Origin of the sequence: Rothia mucilaginosa (genome assembly GCF_901875305.1) — a bacterium.
GTDB lineage: Bacteria > Actinomycetota > Actinomycetes > Actinomycetales > Micrococcaceae > Rothia.
The window spans coordinates 141,604-156,723 of sequence record NZ_CABFLY010000004.1 but is presented as its reverse complement, the minus strand read 5'-3'; the positions used below and the strand labels follow the sequence as shown (position 1 = coordinate 156,723).

Annotated in this window: 13 protein-coding genes; 3 read left to right on the top strand and 10 right to left on the bottom strand. The window is 60.1% G+C overall.

Features of this window, described 5'->3' with window-relative positions; all coding sequences use genetic code 11:
* Positions 1-32 precede the first annotated feature (32 nt).
* Positions 33-839, top strand: a complete 807-nt coding sequence (locus JX292_RS06100) for a trimeric intracellular cation channel family protein (protein WP_204862569.1) — start codon at positions 33-35, stop codon at positions 837-839.
* A gap of 100 nt (positions 840-939) precedes the next feature.
* Here the strand turns inward: JX292_RS06100 and JX292_RS06095 are convergent, their stop codons facing one another.
* The 9 genes from JX292_RS06095 to JX292_RS06055 form a co-directional block, all read right to left on the bottom strand.
* Positions 940-1,689 (bottom strand): amino acid ABC transporter ATP-binding protein, encoded by a 750-nt coding sequence (locus JX292_RS06095; protein WP_204862567.1) that lies wholly within the window; start codon positions 1,687-1,689, stop codon positions 940-942.
* On the bottom strand, positions 1,682-2,356 hold the full coding sequence (locus JX292_RS06090) for an amino acid ABC transporter permease (protein WP_204862565.1): 675 nt from the start codon (positions 2,354-2,356) through the stop codon (positions 1,682-1,684). The genes JX292_RS06095 and JX292_RS06090 overlap by 8 nt, the downstream gene beginning before the upstream one ends.
* Before the next feature lie 28 nt (positions 2,357-2,384).
* A complete protein-coding gene (locus JX292_RS06085) occupies positions 2,385-3,203 on the bottom strand; it encodes a transporter substrate-binding domain-containing protein (protein ID WP_204862563.1) in 819 nt (272 codons plus the stop codon).
* 269 nt (positions 3,204-3,472) lie between these two features.
* On the bottom strand, positions 3,473-4,318 hold the full coding sequence (locus tag JX292_RS06080) for a transporter substrate-binding domain-containing protein (protein WP_049346548.1): 846 nt from the start codon (positions 4,316-4,318) through the stop codon (positions 3,473-3,475).
* Between the two features lie 72 nt (positions 4,319-4,390).
* Positions 4,391-5,551: a trans-sulfuration enzyme family protein gene (locus JX292_RS06075; RefSeq protein ID WP_204862561.1), complete on the bottom strand. Its 1,161-nt coding sequence runs from the start codon at positions 5,549-5,551 to the stop codon at positions 4,391-4,393.
* Between the two features lie 312 nt (positions 5,552-5,863).
* The gene (locus JX292_RS06070) at positions 5,864-7,015 is read right to left on the bottom strand and encodes a trans-sulfuration enzyme family protein (RefSeq protein ID WP_070685184.1); all 1,152 of its coding nucleotides are present in this window, start codon (positions 7,013-7,015) and stop codon (positions 5,864-5,866) included.
* 423 nt (positions 7,016-7,438) lie between these two features.
* The gene (locus JX292_RS06065; RefSeq protein ID WP_204862560.1) at positions 7,439-8,437 is read right to left on the bottom strand and encodes an Abi family protein; all 999 of its coding nucleotides are present in this window, start codon (positions 8,435-8,437) and stop codon (positions 7,439-7,441) included.
* Between the two features lie 307 nt (positions 8,438-8,744).
* A complete protein-coding gene (locus JX292_RS06060) occupies positions 8,745-9,251 on the bottom strand; it encodes a CoA-binding protein (RefSeq protein WP_070648402.1) in 507 nt (168 codons plus the stop codon).
* Positions 9,251-10,714 carry an O-acetylhomoserine aminocarboxypropyltransferase/cysteine synthase family protein gene (locus JX292_RS06055; protein ID WP_204862558.1) on the bottom strand — a complete coding sequence of 488 codons (1,464 nt, stop codon included), beginning with the start codon at positions 10,712-10,714 and terminating at the stop codon, positions 9,251-9,253. The genes JX292_RS06060 and JX292_RS06055 overlap by 1 nt, the downstream gene beginning before the upstream one ends.
* 392 nt (positions 10,715-11,106) lie before the next feature.
* Here JX292_RS06055 and JX292_RS06050 point away from each other — a divergent pair, with 392 nt between their 5' ends.
* Both JX292_RS06050 and JX292_RS06045 read left to right on the top strand, forming a co-directional pair.
* Positions 11,107-12,708 carry an ATP-binding protein gene (locus JX292_RS06050; RefSeq protein WP_204862556.1) on the top strand — a complete coding sequence of 534 codons (1,602 nt, stop codon included), beginning with the start codon at positions 11,107-11,109 and terminating at the stop codon, positions 12,706-12,708.
* A 354-nt stretch (positions 12,709-13,062) separates the two neighbouring features.
* Positions 13,063-13,746 (top strand): integrase, encoded by a 684-nt coding sequence (locus tag JX292_RS06045; RefSeq protein ID WP_204862554.1) that lies wholly within the window; start codon positions 13,063-13,065, stop codon positions 13,744-13,746.
* Positions 13,747-13,808: 62 nt separating this feature from the next.
* Here JX292_RS06045 and JX292_RS06040 read toward each other — a convergent pair whose 3' ends face one another.
* Positions 13,809-14,846 carry a magnesium and cobalt transport protein CorA gene (locus JX292_RS06040; protein WP_204862552.1) on the bottom strand — a complete coding sequence of 346 codons (1,038 nt, stop codon included), beginning with the start codon at positions 14,844-14,846 and terminating at the stop codon, positions 13,809-13,811.
* Positions 14,847-15,120 lie beyond the last annotated feature (274 nt).

Genomic DNA, 15,120 nt, shown 5'->3' with positions numbered 1-15,120 from the left:
CAGACACACATCGTCCACGCAGGAGAACGCCCATGCATGAGTTCTTTGACCCGGATCAGGTATTCCGCATCGTCGATATTGCCGCCGTTGTTGCCAACGGTCTGCTCGGCGGTGCTGTGGCGCGTGCCTTCCGGTTCGACATTGTGGGCTTCCTGCTGCTCGCCGTTGCCTGCGGTATGGGCGGCGGCATGATTCGTGACGTGCTGCTGAACTCGGGCCTGCCCGTGGCGCTCACCGACGGCGGCTACTGGATTGGCGCGATTGGCTCATCTATCCTGGCGTACAGCATTGATTTGAGCGCCCGCTGGGCGACCCGAACCCTGCTTGTCGTGGACTTCGTGGGTATGGGGTGTTGGGCTGCGACCGGCACCATCAAGTCCCTGAACATGGGCCTGCACTGGCTGCCGTCCATTACCCTGGGTATTACCACCGCCGTGGGTGGTGGTCTGATTCGCGACATCATGGTCAACCGTATTCCCGCGATCTTTGGCGGTAACTCCCTGTATGCGACCGTCGCCCTGGTTGGTGCCGCCGAGACCGCTCTCGTGACGGGCCTGTTCCACCGCCCGAACCTGGCGATGGCGCTGTCCATTCTCCTGTGCCTGGTGCTGGGTGTGCTGTCCCACGCGCGGAACTGGCAGCTGCCCACTACCCCGGGTGGTTTGCAGGTGCATCGCCCGCGTCTGCTGACCTTTTTCAATCGTCACGAGAACGCGGTGCATAACGAGGGCTGGTCACCGGGTGAGCCGCTCACCGATCAGCTGCAGGTGGTCAGTCCCGCGCAGCTGGATGAGTACCGCCGCACCAAAGCTCAAACCGAGCCTCACAAGGACGAATAATAGTAAAAGTAGGAGGGTGGGCCGGTCCGTAGAGGAACCGGCCCACCCTTCCGTTTTGGGCTCTGCCGCCGTGCGCTGAGGCATGGATACTGCCGCAGGGCTAAATGGTGTACTCGCTGCTGTCGTACACGGTCAGGAACTTGCGGATGCGCTCATCATCCGAGGCGAAGAAGCCGTTCGGCTCGCCGTTGTAGCGCAGGGTGCCGTTCTCCAGGAACACGATACGGTCCGCAACCTTCTTCGCGAACGCCATATTGTGCGTCACGATGACCAGGGAGCGACCTTCCTTCGCCAGCTGCATGAGCACGCGAATCACCTCGGCCTCAAGTTCGGGGTCCAGGGCGCTCGTCGGCTCGTCGAAGAGCAGGTAGGCCGGTTCCAGCGCCAGGGCGCGGGCAATGGCCACGCGCTGCTGCTGGCCGCCCGAGAGCGACTCCGGGTAGGAGCCGGTCTTATCGGCCAGGCCCACCTTGGCGAGCAGCTCGCGGGCGCGCTCCTCAGCCTGCTTAGCGTCCAGGGTGCCGTTGAGGGTCGGGGCGAGCGCCACGTTCTTCAGCGCCGTGTAGTTCGGGAACAGGTTGAACTGCTGGAACACCATGGCCGAGCGGGAGCGGATGTCACGCACCTGCGCATCGGTGAGCTTCTGGCTGTAGTCCACCTGCACGTCGTCAATGGTGAGCGTGCCGGACTGCGGGGTTTCCAGCAGGTTCAGGCAACGCAACAGGGTCGACTTGCCGCTACCGGAGGGGCCCAGAATGACGGTGGTTTCACCGCTGGGAATGTCCAGGCTAATGTTCTTGAGGACCTGCGTCGTACCGAAGCTCTTCGAGAGGGATTCCACGCTAAGCATTACGGCTCCTTACGTAACGGTTGCTGTACTTCTCCAGGGCCGACTGCGCGGCGGTCAGCACAGTGAAAATCACCAGGTAGACGATGGCAACCTCACTGTACATGGCCAGCGGCTCGAAGGTGCGTGAAGCAATCTGCTTACCGGTCTGGAACAGGTCAACCATCGAGATGACCGACACCAGCGAAGTGCCCTTAATCAGATCAATGAAGTTGTTACCCAGGTTCGGCAGCGCGATGCGCACAGCCTGCGGAATCACGACGTAACGCAAGGTCTGCAGGCGCGTGAAGTTCAGGGTTGCAGCCGCCTCAAACTGGCCGCCGGGAATAGCCGCCACGGCCGAGCGGAAGGTCTCCGCCACGTACGCGCCGGTGTGCAGGCTCATCGTGATGATCGCGGCGCTCCACACGTCCAGGGCTAAGCCCACCTTCGGTAGGCCGTAGAAGACGATGAACAGCTGAACCAGCAGCGGGGTGCCGCGGAAAACCCAAATGTACAGCCAGGCCAGCCAGTTCACCGGGGCGAAGCGGCTCGTGCGCGCGCCGGCGGAGATGATGCCCACCAGCAGCGCCAGCGCGAAGGAGATGAGCGATAGCGGAATGGTCACTGCCACCGTTGAGGTCAGCAGCTGCGGCAGTGATTCTGCCCAGAGGTTGAGGTAGCGTTCCATGCGCGGAACTCAGCTCCTTATGAGAGTGTTAGTTCTTCGGGGAGAGGTCTTCACCCACGTACTTTTCGTAGATGGCCTTGATGTCGCCGTTGCCCAGGTGCTTCTTCAGCGACTCGTCGATAGCGTTACGCAAGGCGTCCTGCCCCTTAGCCATCAGGATGGAGGAGTTGCTGCCGGTGCCCAGGTCACCGGAGAGCAGGCGCAGGTTGGCGTCCGGGTGCTCCTTGAAGTACTCGGCGAAGGACACGGAGTCGTTCGCGGTCATCTCGGCGCGGCCCGACAGGACCTGCTCGATGGCCTCGTCGAAGCCGGATACGACCACGATCGAGGCGCCCTTCGCCTCCACCATCTTGCGGAAGTTCGAGGTCTCAGACTGCGCCGAGGAGTGGCCGGAAATCTCGCTCACGTTCTGCAGGGAGGAGTCCTTCTTCACGGCAACCTTCGGCTCCGAGTACAGGTAGGGTACGGAGAAGTCGTACTTCTGCTTGCGCTCGTCGGTTGCGGAGACATTGTTAATGACGATGTCGTAGCGGTCGGCGTCCACACCGGCAATCAGCGAATCCCAGGGAGTCTCGACGAATTCGGCGGTCACGCCCAGGTCCTTGGCGATCAGGTCGGCGATTTCCTTCTCGAAGCCGACCAGGGTGCCGTTGGACTCGTGGAAGGAGAAGGGACGGTAGGTGCCCTCCAAACCCACGCGAATCTTGCCGGCGGACTTGATGGCCTCCAGCTTGTTGGCGCTGGATGCGGTGCTACCACCGTTGGAACCGCAGGCAGCGAGCAGGGCTGCCAGGCCGGTGAAGGCGGTGCCTGCGAGAACGGTGCGGCGGTTAATCATTGCGGACATGGTTCTTCCTTTGCGTCGTAGTCGATGCTCTTGTAGGTGCGGGTTGTCACCTTGCGATAACCCTGGGGCATCATGCGGTGTGCCCCTTCTCTGCGGGTGCAACGCTGGCTATCCTACAGCTATTCCAGACCCGAGAGAATTTAACGTAACATTCCGTCATATTCTCTCATCGGTGCAGGATAAGCCACGGAGACATCAACCACGACGCAATTTCAGAAGTCCTGGCGGGTGAGCCCTTTCCGGGCCCCTTCCGAGCCTTTCACGAAAGCTTAGGAGGCGGGGCTCAAGTCCTCGCTCACATGCTTCTCGAAAATTGCTTTGAAGTCGCCGTTGCCCAGGTGCTTCTTGATGGAGGCGTCAATCGCATCCTTCAGCGCGGTCTGGTTCTTAGGCAGCAGAACGGCGACGTTGGTGCCGGGGCCAACCTCACCCTCCAGCAGGCGCAGGTTGGCGTCCGGGTGCTCCTTGAAGTACTCGGCGAAGGACACGGAGTCGTTGGCGGTCAGCTCGGCGCGGCCGGTGAGCACCTGCTCGATGGCCTCGTCGAAGCCGGTGACTTCGATGATGGTGGCGCCGCGTTCCTCCACGAGCTTGCGGTAGTTGCTGGTGGCGCTCTGGGCGGCGCTATGGCCGGAGATTTCGGAGGCGTTCTTCAGGCTCGAGTCCTTCTTCACGCCCACGCGGGCACGGGAGTGCGCGTAGGGCACGGAGAAATCGTACTTCTTCTTACGTTCCTCGGTGGGTGCCACGTTATTGAGCACGATGTCGTAGCGGCCCGCGTCCACGCCGGCGATCAGCGAGTCCCAGGGGGTTTCGATGTACTCGGCGGTCACGCCCAGGTCCTTGGCGAGGGTCTCGGCGATGTCGTACTCGAAGCCGGCGAGCTTACCGGAGGCGTCGTGGTAGGTGTAGGGACGGTAGGTACCCTCCACGCCGATGCGGATTTTGCCCGCGGACTTGATGGACTCCAGCAGGTTGGAGGAGCTCTGTGCGGAGCCTGCGCTGGAGCCGTTACCGCCGGAGCAGGCGGCGAGCAGGCCGGTGGTTCCGGCGAGGGCCGCGCCCAGTAGCAGGGAGCGTCGGTTCAGTACGGCGGAGGTATTGAGAACGGTCATTCTTGGTTCCTTAATCTACGTTGATGCGTGGTGTGAAAGTTGAAATCTGCGGTATGAACCGGCGGCACGAACCTAGCCGGCGAAGGCGGCCTTCAGGCCAATCTCCAGGGCCGCGATGAGGTCCTGAATATCCTCAATGCCGATCGCCAGGCGCACAAGGCGGTCATCCACGCCGAACTCATCGCGATGCTCCTGCGCGTAAGCCCCGTGCGTGGTGTGCGCGGGCAGGCTCACGAGCGATTCGATGCCGCCCAGGCTCACGGCGTTGACGAAGATGGGCAGGGAGCGGGCGAAGGCCTGCGCGTCGCCGCCGTCCTTGAGCAGCAGCGAAAAGACGGAGCCGATGCCGCGGGCCTGGCGGGACTGCACCTTCGCCTGTTCCTCGGAGGAGTTGCCGGCGTAGAAAATCTTCTCGACCTCGGGACGCTCAGAGAGGAACTCGATGAGCTCGCGGGCGTTCTGCTGCTGGCGCTCCAGGCGCAGGGCCAGGGTCTTCACGTCCTGCAGCAGGCGGTATGAGTCAATCGGGGGCAGCAGCGCGCCGCTGACGAGCTGACCGCGGTGTAGCAGAATGGCCAGGTCGGGGTCGTTCGTGGCCGCGACGCCGGCGAGCAGGTCGGCGTGGCCGGCCAGGAACTTGGTAGCAGATTGCACGGTGATGTCAGCGCCGAGTTCCAGAGGACGCTGCAGGTAGGGCGTCATGAAGGTATTGTCCACGATCAGCAGGGCGCCGTGGCGGTGCACCAGCTCCGCAACCGCGGCAATGTCGGTGACCTGCAAGGTAGGGTTCGTGGGGGTCTCAAGGAAGACGACCTTCACGTCCGGGGTGAAGTCCTCATCGCTCAGGGTCGTGAAGTCGCTGATGAAGCGGGTCTTCACAGCGCGTTTAGTCAGCTCGGTGGTCGCGAAGCGGTAGGTGCCGCCGTAGGTCGGCATGCCCAGCAGCAGGGTGTCGCCCGCCTCCAGAACGCCTAGGGCCGCCGCAGTGGCCGCCATGCCGGAGGGGTACGCGTAGGCGTGCTCGGCCCCCTCGAGCGCGGCGAGGGTCGCCTGCAGGTTATCGCGGGTGGGGTTCGCGCCGCGCTGGTACATGTAGGTGGTGTCCTCACCTGCGGTACCGAAGGTGCTGGCCAGGTAGACCGGCGGCACAGACGCATCGTAGCGGGCATCGTGCACGGCGTGGATGGTGCGGGTCGTGAAACCGGTCGGTTCGAGCTGGTTCTGCTGGCTCATGGTGGTTCTCTTCCGTTCGGGCTACCCCGAACGCGGGCGTAGCTACTGTGTTTCGTCGTGTATCCGGGATTTACCCTACCCGCATTTTTTATGCCGTTCTAACCCCGCGTCACGGGGGTTAATATGTTCACGCAACGTCATATAAAAATGCGGTGAGGGTGCACAAAATACCCGAATCAAAAACATTCTTTTACATTGAAAGAAATACGTTAATCCGGGTATTTTGAGTAATTATTATGGGTGACATTACGCCGCGTATTTGGGGCACCTCGAATCACGCGATACGGTCGTGCGGTGCCTCATGTTCAGGGACTATGCCTGATGCGCCAGGGCTGCGGTCAGGCCGCGCTCCAAATCCTCGATAATGTCCTCAATCTCCTCGATGCCGATGGCCAGGCGGATGAGGTTGTCGCTCACGCCGTATTCGTCGCGGTGCGCCTGAGTGTAGGCGGCCTGCACCATGAGCGCGGGACGAACCACCAGCGACTCGATACCGCCCAGGCTCACCGCGTGGCTGAAAATCTTCAGGGCTTCGAGGAAGGCGGGCAGGTCTGCGCCGTCCACCAGCTCCATGGAGATGAGCGCGCCCAGGCCGTTCGCTTGGCGGGCGTGCACCTGCGCCTCGTACTCGCTGTGCGAACCCGCGTAGAGCACGCGCTTCACGGCGGGGTGCGCCTCCAGGTAGTTGATGACCTCGATGGTGTTCTTCTGCTGCTGGGTCAGGCGCAGCTTGAGGGTCTTGACCTCCTGCAGCAGGCGGTAGGAGTCGGTGGGCGAAAGCATTGCGCCGGTAATCATCTGCAGGTGCCAGAGGCGCTCGGCGAGCGCGTCATCGTTGGTTGCGGCGACGCCTCCGAGTAGGTCGGCGTGGCCACCCAGGTACTTGGTGGCGGACTGCACGCTGATGTCTGCGCCCAGGTCGAGGGGCTTCTGCAGCAGCGGGGTCATGAAGGTGTTGTCGACGACCACGATTGCGCCGTTGCGGTGCGCGATTTCGGCGATGGCGGCGATGTCGCTCACGCGCAGTAGCGGGTTGGAGGGGCTCTCCAGGAACACCATGGTCACGTTGTCGGTGAAGTCCTCGTCGGTGAGGGCCGTGAAGTCGCCGATGAAGCGGGTCTTGACGCCGCGGGCGGGCAGCTCGATGGTCGCGAAGCGGTAGGTGCCGCCGTAGGAGGGCATGCCCAGCAGCAGGGTCTCGCCTTCTTTGAGGATGCCGAGGGCGGCAGCGGTGGCGCCCATTCCGGAGGGGTAGGCGAAGGCGTGCTTGGCGCCTTCGAGGGTTGCGAGCGTGGTTTCGAGGGCCGCGCGGGTGGGGTTGCCGCCGCGCTGGTAGTCGTAGGGGCCTTCGGTGCCGTCACAGGGCTGGGCGTAGGTGGTGGTCGTGTAGATCGGAGGCAGGATGGAACCGTACGGGTTGTCGCGGTCCGTAGTGTGAATTGCCTTCGTCGTGAATCCGGTCATGCTGTCCTCGGCTAAGGTTGGGCATAAAATGCGGGGGATAAATATATTGCTAGCTTAGGACTCTTTTGGGGTACTGACTAGTTTTTTCTTTTCTGTGACCGAGTGACTTTTTATGACCGAAAAACGGCGTTATATTTCGACATTTTAGAAATATATTTCGTCATATTTCGCGCGTGAAAAGACCCGGCGGTCGGTACACGTGTGTGCTGAGTACCGGCCCCCGGGCTTCCATCTAGGATACCGGCTCAGCACCCCAGAACATAAGGATAGGTTTACCTTAAAGCTGAACGGCCCTCCACAAGGGGCGATACCGTACGCCAAAAGAGGGACGCACCCGGGAATCACCCCGGGTACGCCCCTCCGTTTATTTTTATGAGCACGGCAGCCTCATAGCGCGAGGCCAGCTACAGGAATGTCACCACGCTAAAAAATCTTTCGCGATCCCACCCCGATGCTGTAGCTTTCCTCTTGCCCAACTAGAGCTTTTATCGCTTTCCACGCTTCCCGCTGACGACGGGTGTTTCCCTGCAAAAGAGCAACGTTAGCGAAGCTGACCAACATACCCTTCGGGTCCGCCTCGCGGAGGTCCTTAGCAAAAATTTTGGGCTTTGCAGAGGTATCAGTCGTCGGCATCATCCAGAGGCGAGAACCATGAGCTACACGGTTTCTCAGAGTGGTCAGAGACTTTAGACGGCCCTCAAAGTGCTTATGGTTTACACCCATATATTCTGCGGTCTTTTTGTAGAGCAGCAGCTTTTCAGCGTCTCCGGACTCGGGGATAGTTCCTGAAGCATAACTTTGGACCACCGCATGGGAGAGAAGCCCTAATGAAAACGAATCGACAACAGACCACAGGGGAAGCTCTTTCTGCATCTTCAATCGAAGCTCCTCAACGTCCTCCCAGTCGTCCAAGTTTTCGGAAGGGGTTTTAGAAGAACTTTTAGCGCAGGATTTCCACCAAACCTCGATACGCTCACGAACATACGGTTCACGGTATCGCAGGATGTGCCGCATCATATCTTTGATGAGCGCATCTACTGGCCTGTCCTGGTCCATACAGATATATGCATCCGGGTTGAGATACTCATGGGGACTACGGTAAGTGCAAAATACATCCACCCATGCGGCTCGAATCGCTTGTTCGCTCTGCCTCATGTACCCGTACAGGAGGGAAGAGACCTTCACATCCATACGCACAATATCTAAAACATCCGAGATGTCTGGATTTCCCGGTAGAAGTCCCTCGTTCTTGTATTTGCTGTAATTACGGAAGTATCCCAGAAGGTAGTGGAAATTAGAGCACGCAAGCATGTCTCGGTCATCATCGCTCAGGGCCGTTCCCTGAGGAAAATACCTCTTAGCAACAAGGTATTCCTTCTGGTCCTCTATTGAAGGTAGAAATACGCACGATTTCTTGGGCAAACCCCTACTCTCCTTACTTCGATTCGCCGTAGAACCGAACATACAAAAGGACCCCCTCGAGATGCGCTTGAATCAGAGGCGGAGGGGGGACTGTTATTCCAACAATAACATTGGAGATACACGCTCTCAAGGAATCTGGGCATTTTCCCTGGCTACCTTCTGGTTACTTATGTCACTGTGTTAGCCTCACAGAAAGAGGAACGCACCCGGGATGGTTCCCGGGTACGCCCCTCGTTTTACGCGCTGACGAATACGCGCCTGATTTTTTGTAATTACAAGCCGCAACGGCTTATACAGCACAGGCTGCTTACTTCGACAGCACCTGACGCTTCGCAGAAATCACGCCTGTGTTGAAACCGGCCAGGTGCAGGCCTCCGTGGAAACGCGCGTGCTCAATCTTCACGCACTTATCCATCACCACGTTCAGGCCGGCGGCCTCACCGATTGCGGCAGCCTCCTCACTCCAGGAGCCCAGCTGCATCCAGACGGTCTTCGCGCCCAGATCCACAGCCTCCTGCACCACGCCCGGCAGGTCCTCATTACGGCGGAAAATCTCCACCAGATCCGGAACCTCCGGCAGGTCCTGCAGCGACGGGTACACCGGCTGACCCAGCACAAGCTTGCCCTTTGCCGCCAGAATCGGGTTCACGAAGTACAGCTTGTACGGCGAAGCCGACTGCAGGTACGTCGCCACGAAGTAGGAGGCACGCGAAATCTTATCGCTCATACCCACAATCGCAATCGTGCGGGTATTACGCAGAATGTTCAGACGCTCAGGGGCGGAAGGACCCACCCAGGTACGCTTCTCGGTCATTACTTCTCCTCCTGAGCGGTAGCGGCGGGCAGGGAGCAGGATGCGCCAGCAGCAGCCTCAGCGGCGGCAGCGTCCTCGGCGGCCTTAGCGGCGGCAACCGCCTCCTCAGCCTCCACAATCTTGTCTGCGCTGGACACACCCACACGCTCACCGGCGTGGTTCAGGCCGGTCGCGTAGGTCAGTGCCTGGTCCAGGTCCCAGATGATGTCTTCCACATCTTCCAGACCCACCGAAATGCGAATCAGGTCCTCGCCCACGCCGGCGGCTTCAAGCTGCTCCCGCGACAGCTGCTGGTGCGTGGTCGAACCCGGGTGCAGCACAAGAGTGCGAGAGTCACCAATATTAGCCAGGTGGCTTGCCAGCTGCAGGGCACCAATGAACTCGCCACCGACCAGTCGGCCGGACGCCTTCTCGGTCGCCTTCACGCCGAAGGAGAACACGGAACCGACACCCAGCGGCAGTAGCTTCTTCGCGCGCTCGTGGTGCGGGTGGTCTTCCAGACCGGCGTAGTTCACGTAGGCGATACGCTGATCCTCAACCAGCCAGGCGACAACCTGCTTAGCGTTCGCCAGGTGCGCGTCCATACGCTGCGGCAGAGTCTCAACACCCTGCAACAGGTTGAACGCGGCCTGCGGGCTCAGCGACGGGCCGAAGTCACGCAGCTGCTCAGAACGCAGCTTTGTCAGGAAGCCGTACTCACCGAAGTTACCCCACCAGGACACGCCATTGTAGGAGGGAACCGGCTCGGTCATGGACGGGAAGTTGCCGTTACCCCAGTTGAAACGACCGGACTCGACGACGATACCGCCAAGGGTGGTGCCGTGACCGCCCAGGAACTTGGTGACCGAGTGAATAACGATGTCCGCACCGTGCTCGAGGGGGCGGATCAGGTAGGGGGTGGAGATGGTGGCGTCCACGACCAGCGGGATGCCGGCCTCGTGGGCGACCTCTGCCAGGCCCTCCAGGTCGGCAACCTCGCCGGAGGGGTTGGCGACAACCTCGGTGTAGATTGCCTTGGTGTTCTCGGTCAGGGCCGCCTTGTAGTCGGCGGGGTCGGTGCCGGCCACGAAGGTGGTGTTGATGCCGAAGCGTCGCAGGGACACGTCCAGCTGGGTGACGGTGCCGCCGTACAGCTGCGAGGAGGCAACAATGTGGTCACCCTGCTGGCAGAGCGCCGCGAAGGTGATGAACTCGGCAGCCATGCCGGAGGCGGTCGCTACCGCACCGATACCGCCTTCAAGGGAGGCGACTCGCTCCTCCAGTGCGGCGACGGTGGGGTTGGACAGGCGCGAGTAGATGTTGCCGTACTTCTGCAGGGAGAAGAGGTTTGCCGCGTCGTCAGCGTCTTTGAAGACGAAGGAGGTGGTCTGGTAGATGGGGACCGCGCGGGCACCGTGTTCAGCGTCGGGGGTGCCGCCCGCGTGTAGTGCGCGGGTGCGGAAGCCGAAAGTGTGTTCAGCCATTGGTTTGCTCCTGATGTATCTGCCCGCCGGGGATGGGCGGGGAGTCGATAGTGGCTCGACTTTATACTGTGCCACCGGCGGCGGAGTGCACCAAGTGCGGGTACCTATGTGTCGTTTATTGCGGATTATGACGGGGCATCATATCAGCCGTCATAACAACTGACACAACAGAAGTTGTTATGACGGTTGTTATGATGCGCGGTCAATGAGATCGACAGAAATACCCGGTTTTAGCCTGCAATTCCGGGGGTTTTTAAGGTTCAAGGCGCGAGGAAAATACCGCATCATAGCAACATCATCGCAGGATCATATCAACATCATGACAGAAATTGTTATGATGCTGTTATGACGTTGCTATGACGTTCACCAAGAAGTAGCCATCGGGAGCATGCATGGAAACAAACACCGCTGAACTCATCGAAAACCTACGCCGTAGCCAGGCTGAAAACGGGCGAGTAGAAGTCAAAGCTGCAGCTGGCGGGTTCCCCAAGTCCGTTCTTGAAACCGTTAGTGCCTTCGCCAACGGCGACGGTGGCACCATTCTTCTTGGCCTCACCGACCCGGCAGAAGGTCTACAGCCAGTTGAAGGTTTCAACGCACAGGCAGTCCACGACGCATCCGTTGAGGCAATCCGTTCCAAGATCACGCCTCGACCCCCGGTAGATATTCAGATTGAGGCAGTAGACGAGCAACACCGTATCGTGCGCATCGATGTGCTCCCCGGCGATCCGACGCAGAAACCCTACTACATCGAAGCACACGGCATGTATAACAGCTCCTACCAGCGCGTCGGTGAGGCCGATATTCGCCTCACCAAGTACGAGATTGACCGCCTCCTAGAGAACCGCAGTCAGCCCCGCTACGACGAGGAGCTGGTCTGTGAGGCAAGCTTCAAGGACCTCTCCCCCACCCTTGTGAGTGCCTATGTCGCTCGCCTCCGCGAGGAGCAGCCTCGTGTTTTTGCGGCGCTTTCTGACCGTGAGGTTCTTCTGCAGGCGCGTATTCTACGCATCGATTCTGAGGGCCGAGAAGTGCCCACTCTTGGGGCGCTTCTCGCCATGGGATCCTACCCGCAGGCGTTCTTCCCGCAGCTGATGATGAGCGTTGTTGTTCTTCCCGGTGAAGAGCTTGGTGAGGTCACTGAGGACGGTCGACGTTTTCTGGACAATCACAGCTGTACGGGACCTATCCCCTCCATGTTGGATGAAGCTATGGGCGTTTTGGTTCGCAATATGCGCAAAACGTCCACGATGGAGGGCCTCAACAGTAGCGGTATCGGGCGGGTTGAGCGCTACGAGTATCCGCTGGAGGCTATCCGCGAGCTTCTGGTCAACGCCCTCATGCACCGCGACTACTCGCCCGGTGCGCGCGGCTCGCAGGTGCAGGTTGAGCTCTACACCAACCGCTTGGTGGTGCGTAGCCCGGGCGGTATTTACGGTGCTGTAGCTATCCGAGATTTCGGTCAGCCCGGTGTTTCTTCAACCCGTAACAGCTACTTGGCAAGTATTCTGACTGATCTGCCCGACCCGGGTACGGGGCGTTTGATTGCAGAGAATAGAGCTTCCGGTATTCCCACGGTTCTGCGCGCGCTGAAGGATGCGGGCCTGCCCGCTCCCCAGTTTGCTGACCGTCTACTCTATGTGCAGGTTACTCTGTTGCAGCCTCCGCAGGGTGCGTCTTCTATGAAACAGAAGACAGCGCCTGAGGATAGGATTCAGCAAGCAACCCATCCCGAGGGCAAACGTTCAGCGGACACCGTCGAACCGGCGGGCGCCGATGCGTCGCTTGACGGCCTTAGCAAACGCCAGGCCGGTATTGTGCGCGGCCTGCGCACACAGGGCGAGGCGGTCTCCACGGCGTATATCCAAGAGCATTGGGGTCGGGGCGCTTCACGTACCTCCATTACGAATGATCTGCGCCGTCTTGTGGAGGCGAAGCTGATTGTTCCTACGGCTCCGCCGCGTAGTAAGAACCGTAAGTATCGCGCTGCTTAAGCATCGCCGAAGTACGGGCGGGCACCGATTCCGGTCACGAGTGCGTCCGGCGGTTACAAAGCAGGTGCGAAAGCAGGTGCCAAGCGTGCTGAAAGCCCTGCCTCCTCACCCTCATGCGCGGGCATGAGACTGCGGGGGGGCACCCGGTTTTCTGTGTTTCACGGGGTTTGACGGGGTTTCACGAACGGTTTCAGAATTTTCCCAGTTTTACCCGGGGGTAAATCAAAGAATGCTTATCGTGTCAGGGGTCGCCCATAGAGTGTAGGTGTTGGAAGGGACGGTCCTTCCGACCGGGCACGCCGCCTCCCGCGGTGTTGCTAACGGGCCAATTCAGCATCTACGGAAGGAACGGTCATGGAAAACACCACTCGTGAGAACCAGTACGCACAGGCGCAGATTTCTTGCACTGCCGATGAGCAGCTTCGTCGTGATGAAGAGTTCAACTGGCTGATGCAGTGCGGCACCGTGGTGCGTATGGAACGCTTCGAGGTGGAAGAGTTCCGCACCGTTCTGGAGCAGCTAGTGGCTGAGGGTTCGTGCTTCCGCGTTGCGCCGGTGTCTTCCACGATGGGCCGCGTGATGCGTCACCTCACCCGGGGTGCTTCCGGTTACGAGGAGAACCTGCGTGAGTTGCGGGCGGCGGCTCAGAACGCTCTGCTGTTCGTGTTCCCCCTGGAGAAGGATTTGGAGATGTGCCTGCGTTTTGAGCGCGTTCAGGGTACCGGCCTGGCGTTGACCAGCATGGGCGTGAGCCCGGTCAATGGTGACCTGTGGGTTAAGCACTGGGCCATGCGTTCTCTGGAGTGCACCGGCGGTGTGTTTGCGGTGGAATCCGCTCCGGGTGCCTGCAATTTTGAGTTGCGCCGCGAGACGTTCTACGCGATACTCTCGATGGTTGAGCTGTCGACTTTGGGTCTGGCGGCTGAGCCGGGGAACTTCTCCATGTTTGACGATCCGAAGGCTATGTGCAAGAAGTTCAAGCGTGAGCGCCGCGACTGCCGCCGCGCGATGCGCGCACAGTACGACCGCGCCGCGTAAGGCTTGTGTGTGCGCCTTCGCGGCATACGCGTCAAGGCCCAGCCGATAGCGTTTAGGGCCAGTCAGAGCCACTTGTTTTTCTTGAAGAACCAGTAGAGGAGCAGACAGGAGACCAGCATCAGCAGCAGGGCTGCGGGGTAGCCGAATTCCCATTTGAGTTCGGGCATAACCTCAAAGTTCATACCGTACACCGAGCCGACGATGGTGGGCACCATGAGGAGTGCCGCGTAGGCGGAGATTCGTTTGGTGTCGTCGTTCTGTTGCTGTCCGAGCAGGGTGTCGTGTACGCGCAGGGCGTTTTCGAGGGAGGTGCGGAGGTCCTCCAAACGTTCCTTCGTGTGGACCACGTGGTCGAGCACATTACGGAACTGGCGGGCAAGTTCCACAACTTCGTCTTCGACTTCGCCTTGGCTTGCGCCCGGGTAGGGGGACGGGTCGAGCGCGCCGGTGCGTAGGCCTTCAATGATGCGACCCATCATCGGTTCGAGGGGTCGACAGGCTCGCTGAAAGTCAATCACCTGGTTGAGTAGCTCGTAGATGCGCTGCGCCAGGGGGTTGGCGTCTTGGCGGTCGTGGGTGGAGAACAGGATGTCTTCAATTTCGTCGTTGTCGTTTTCGAGTCCGTCGAGCACGGGGGCGTACCCGTCGACGGTGTTATCGAGGATGCGGTGTAGCAGGCGGGCCGGTGAGGCGTCCGGGGTGCCGAAGAGCAGGTTGTATTGCTCGCCGATTTTGCGGTCGCTACGCTGGGCGTCTTTGACGAGCACGAGGATGTAGCGGGGGCCTACGAAGAGGTGTATCTCGCTCAGGCGCACTTCTTCTTCTTTGTCGAGGTAGACAGCGGGGCGGATGACTGCGAAGAGGGAGTCTCCGTAGCGTTCGAGCTTGGCGCGCTGGTGGCCACGGGTGGCGTCTTCCACGGCGAGTTCGTGCAGGTTGAAGGCGTGTTGTAGCTCGTGTAGTTCGTGCACGCTCGGGTTGGCGTAGGTGAGGACGACCGCGGTGTGCTTGTCGGCGTAGGCGTTGAGGGTTTCTTCTTCGGTGGCACCCAGCTGGATGCGATCTGAGCTCGGGTAGATAGCTCCGGTGATATAGGACATCGTCTTCCTCCTCTGAACGCGCTAACACCACTTTTGTGGCCCTTACCCAGCATACGGGATACAACTCACCCGGTCATGCGGTGACTCAGGGATGGCGGCTCAAGGGGTGGCACCTCAGGGGCGGCGGGGCGGGCGTGTTGTCGTGAGTCGTCGATTTTCTGTGAACGATGCGCGAGATGATAGAGTTTCAACCTTCCCTTGAGGACCAAGAAAGACTAAACTTCTAGTTAATAAGACTGGGATTGTCTTAGAACCAACCACTATTTTCTTTTGA

Excerpts from the sequence above, each read along its gene's own strand:
- JX292_RS06070 (WP_070685184.1), bottom strand. The coding sequence starts at position 7,015 with ATGACCGGATTCACGACGAAGGCAATTCACACTACGGACCGCGACAAC.
- JX292_RS06045 (WP_204862554.1), top strand. The coding sequence starts at position 13,063 with ATGGAAAACACCACTCGTGAGAACCAGTACGCACAGGCGCAGATTTCT.
- JX292_RS06100 (WP_204862569.1), top strand. The coding sequence starts at position 33 with ATGCATGAGTTCTTTGACCCGGATCAGGTATTCCGCATCGTCGATATT.
- JX292_RS06050 (WP_204862556.1), top strand. The coding sequence starts at position 11,107 with ATGGAAACAAACACCGCTGAACTCATCGAAAACCTACGCCGTAGCCAG.
- JX292_RS06090 (WP_204862565.1), bottom strand. The coding sequence starts at position 2,356 with ATGGAACGCTACCTCAACCTCTGGGCAGAATCACTGCCGCAGCTGCTG.
- JX292_RS06075 (WP_204862561.1), bottom strand. The coding sequence starts at position 5,551 with ATGAGCCAGCAGAACCAGCTCGAACCGACCGGTTTCACGACCCGCACC.
- JX292_RS06060 (WP_070648402.1), bottom strand. The coding sequence starts at position 9,251 with ATGACCGAGAAGCGTACCTGGGTGGGTCCTTCCGCCCCTGAGCGTCTG.
- JX292_RS06080 (WP_049346548.1), bottom strand. The coding sequence starts at position 4,318 with ATGACCGTTCTCAATACCTCCGCCGTACTGAACCGACGCTCCCTGCTA.
- JX292_RS06040 (WP_204862552.1), bottom strand. The coding sequence starts at position 14,846 with ATGTCCTATATCACCGGAGCTATCTACCCGAGCTCAGATCGCATCCAG.
- JX292_RS06095 (WP_204862567.1), bottom strand. The coding sequence starts at position 1,689 with ATGCTTAGCGTGGAATCCCTCTCGAAGAGCTTCGGTACGACGCAGGTC.
- JX292_RS06085 (WP_204862563.1), bottom strand. The coding sequence starts at position 3,203 with ATGTCCGCAATGATTAACCGCCGCACCGTTCTCGCAGGCACCGCCTTC.
- JX292_RS06055 (WP_204862558.1), bottom strand. The coding sequence starts at position 10,714 with ATGGCTGAACACACTTTCGGCTTCCGCACCCGCGCACTACACGCGGGC.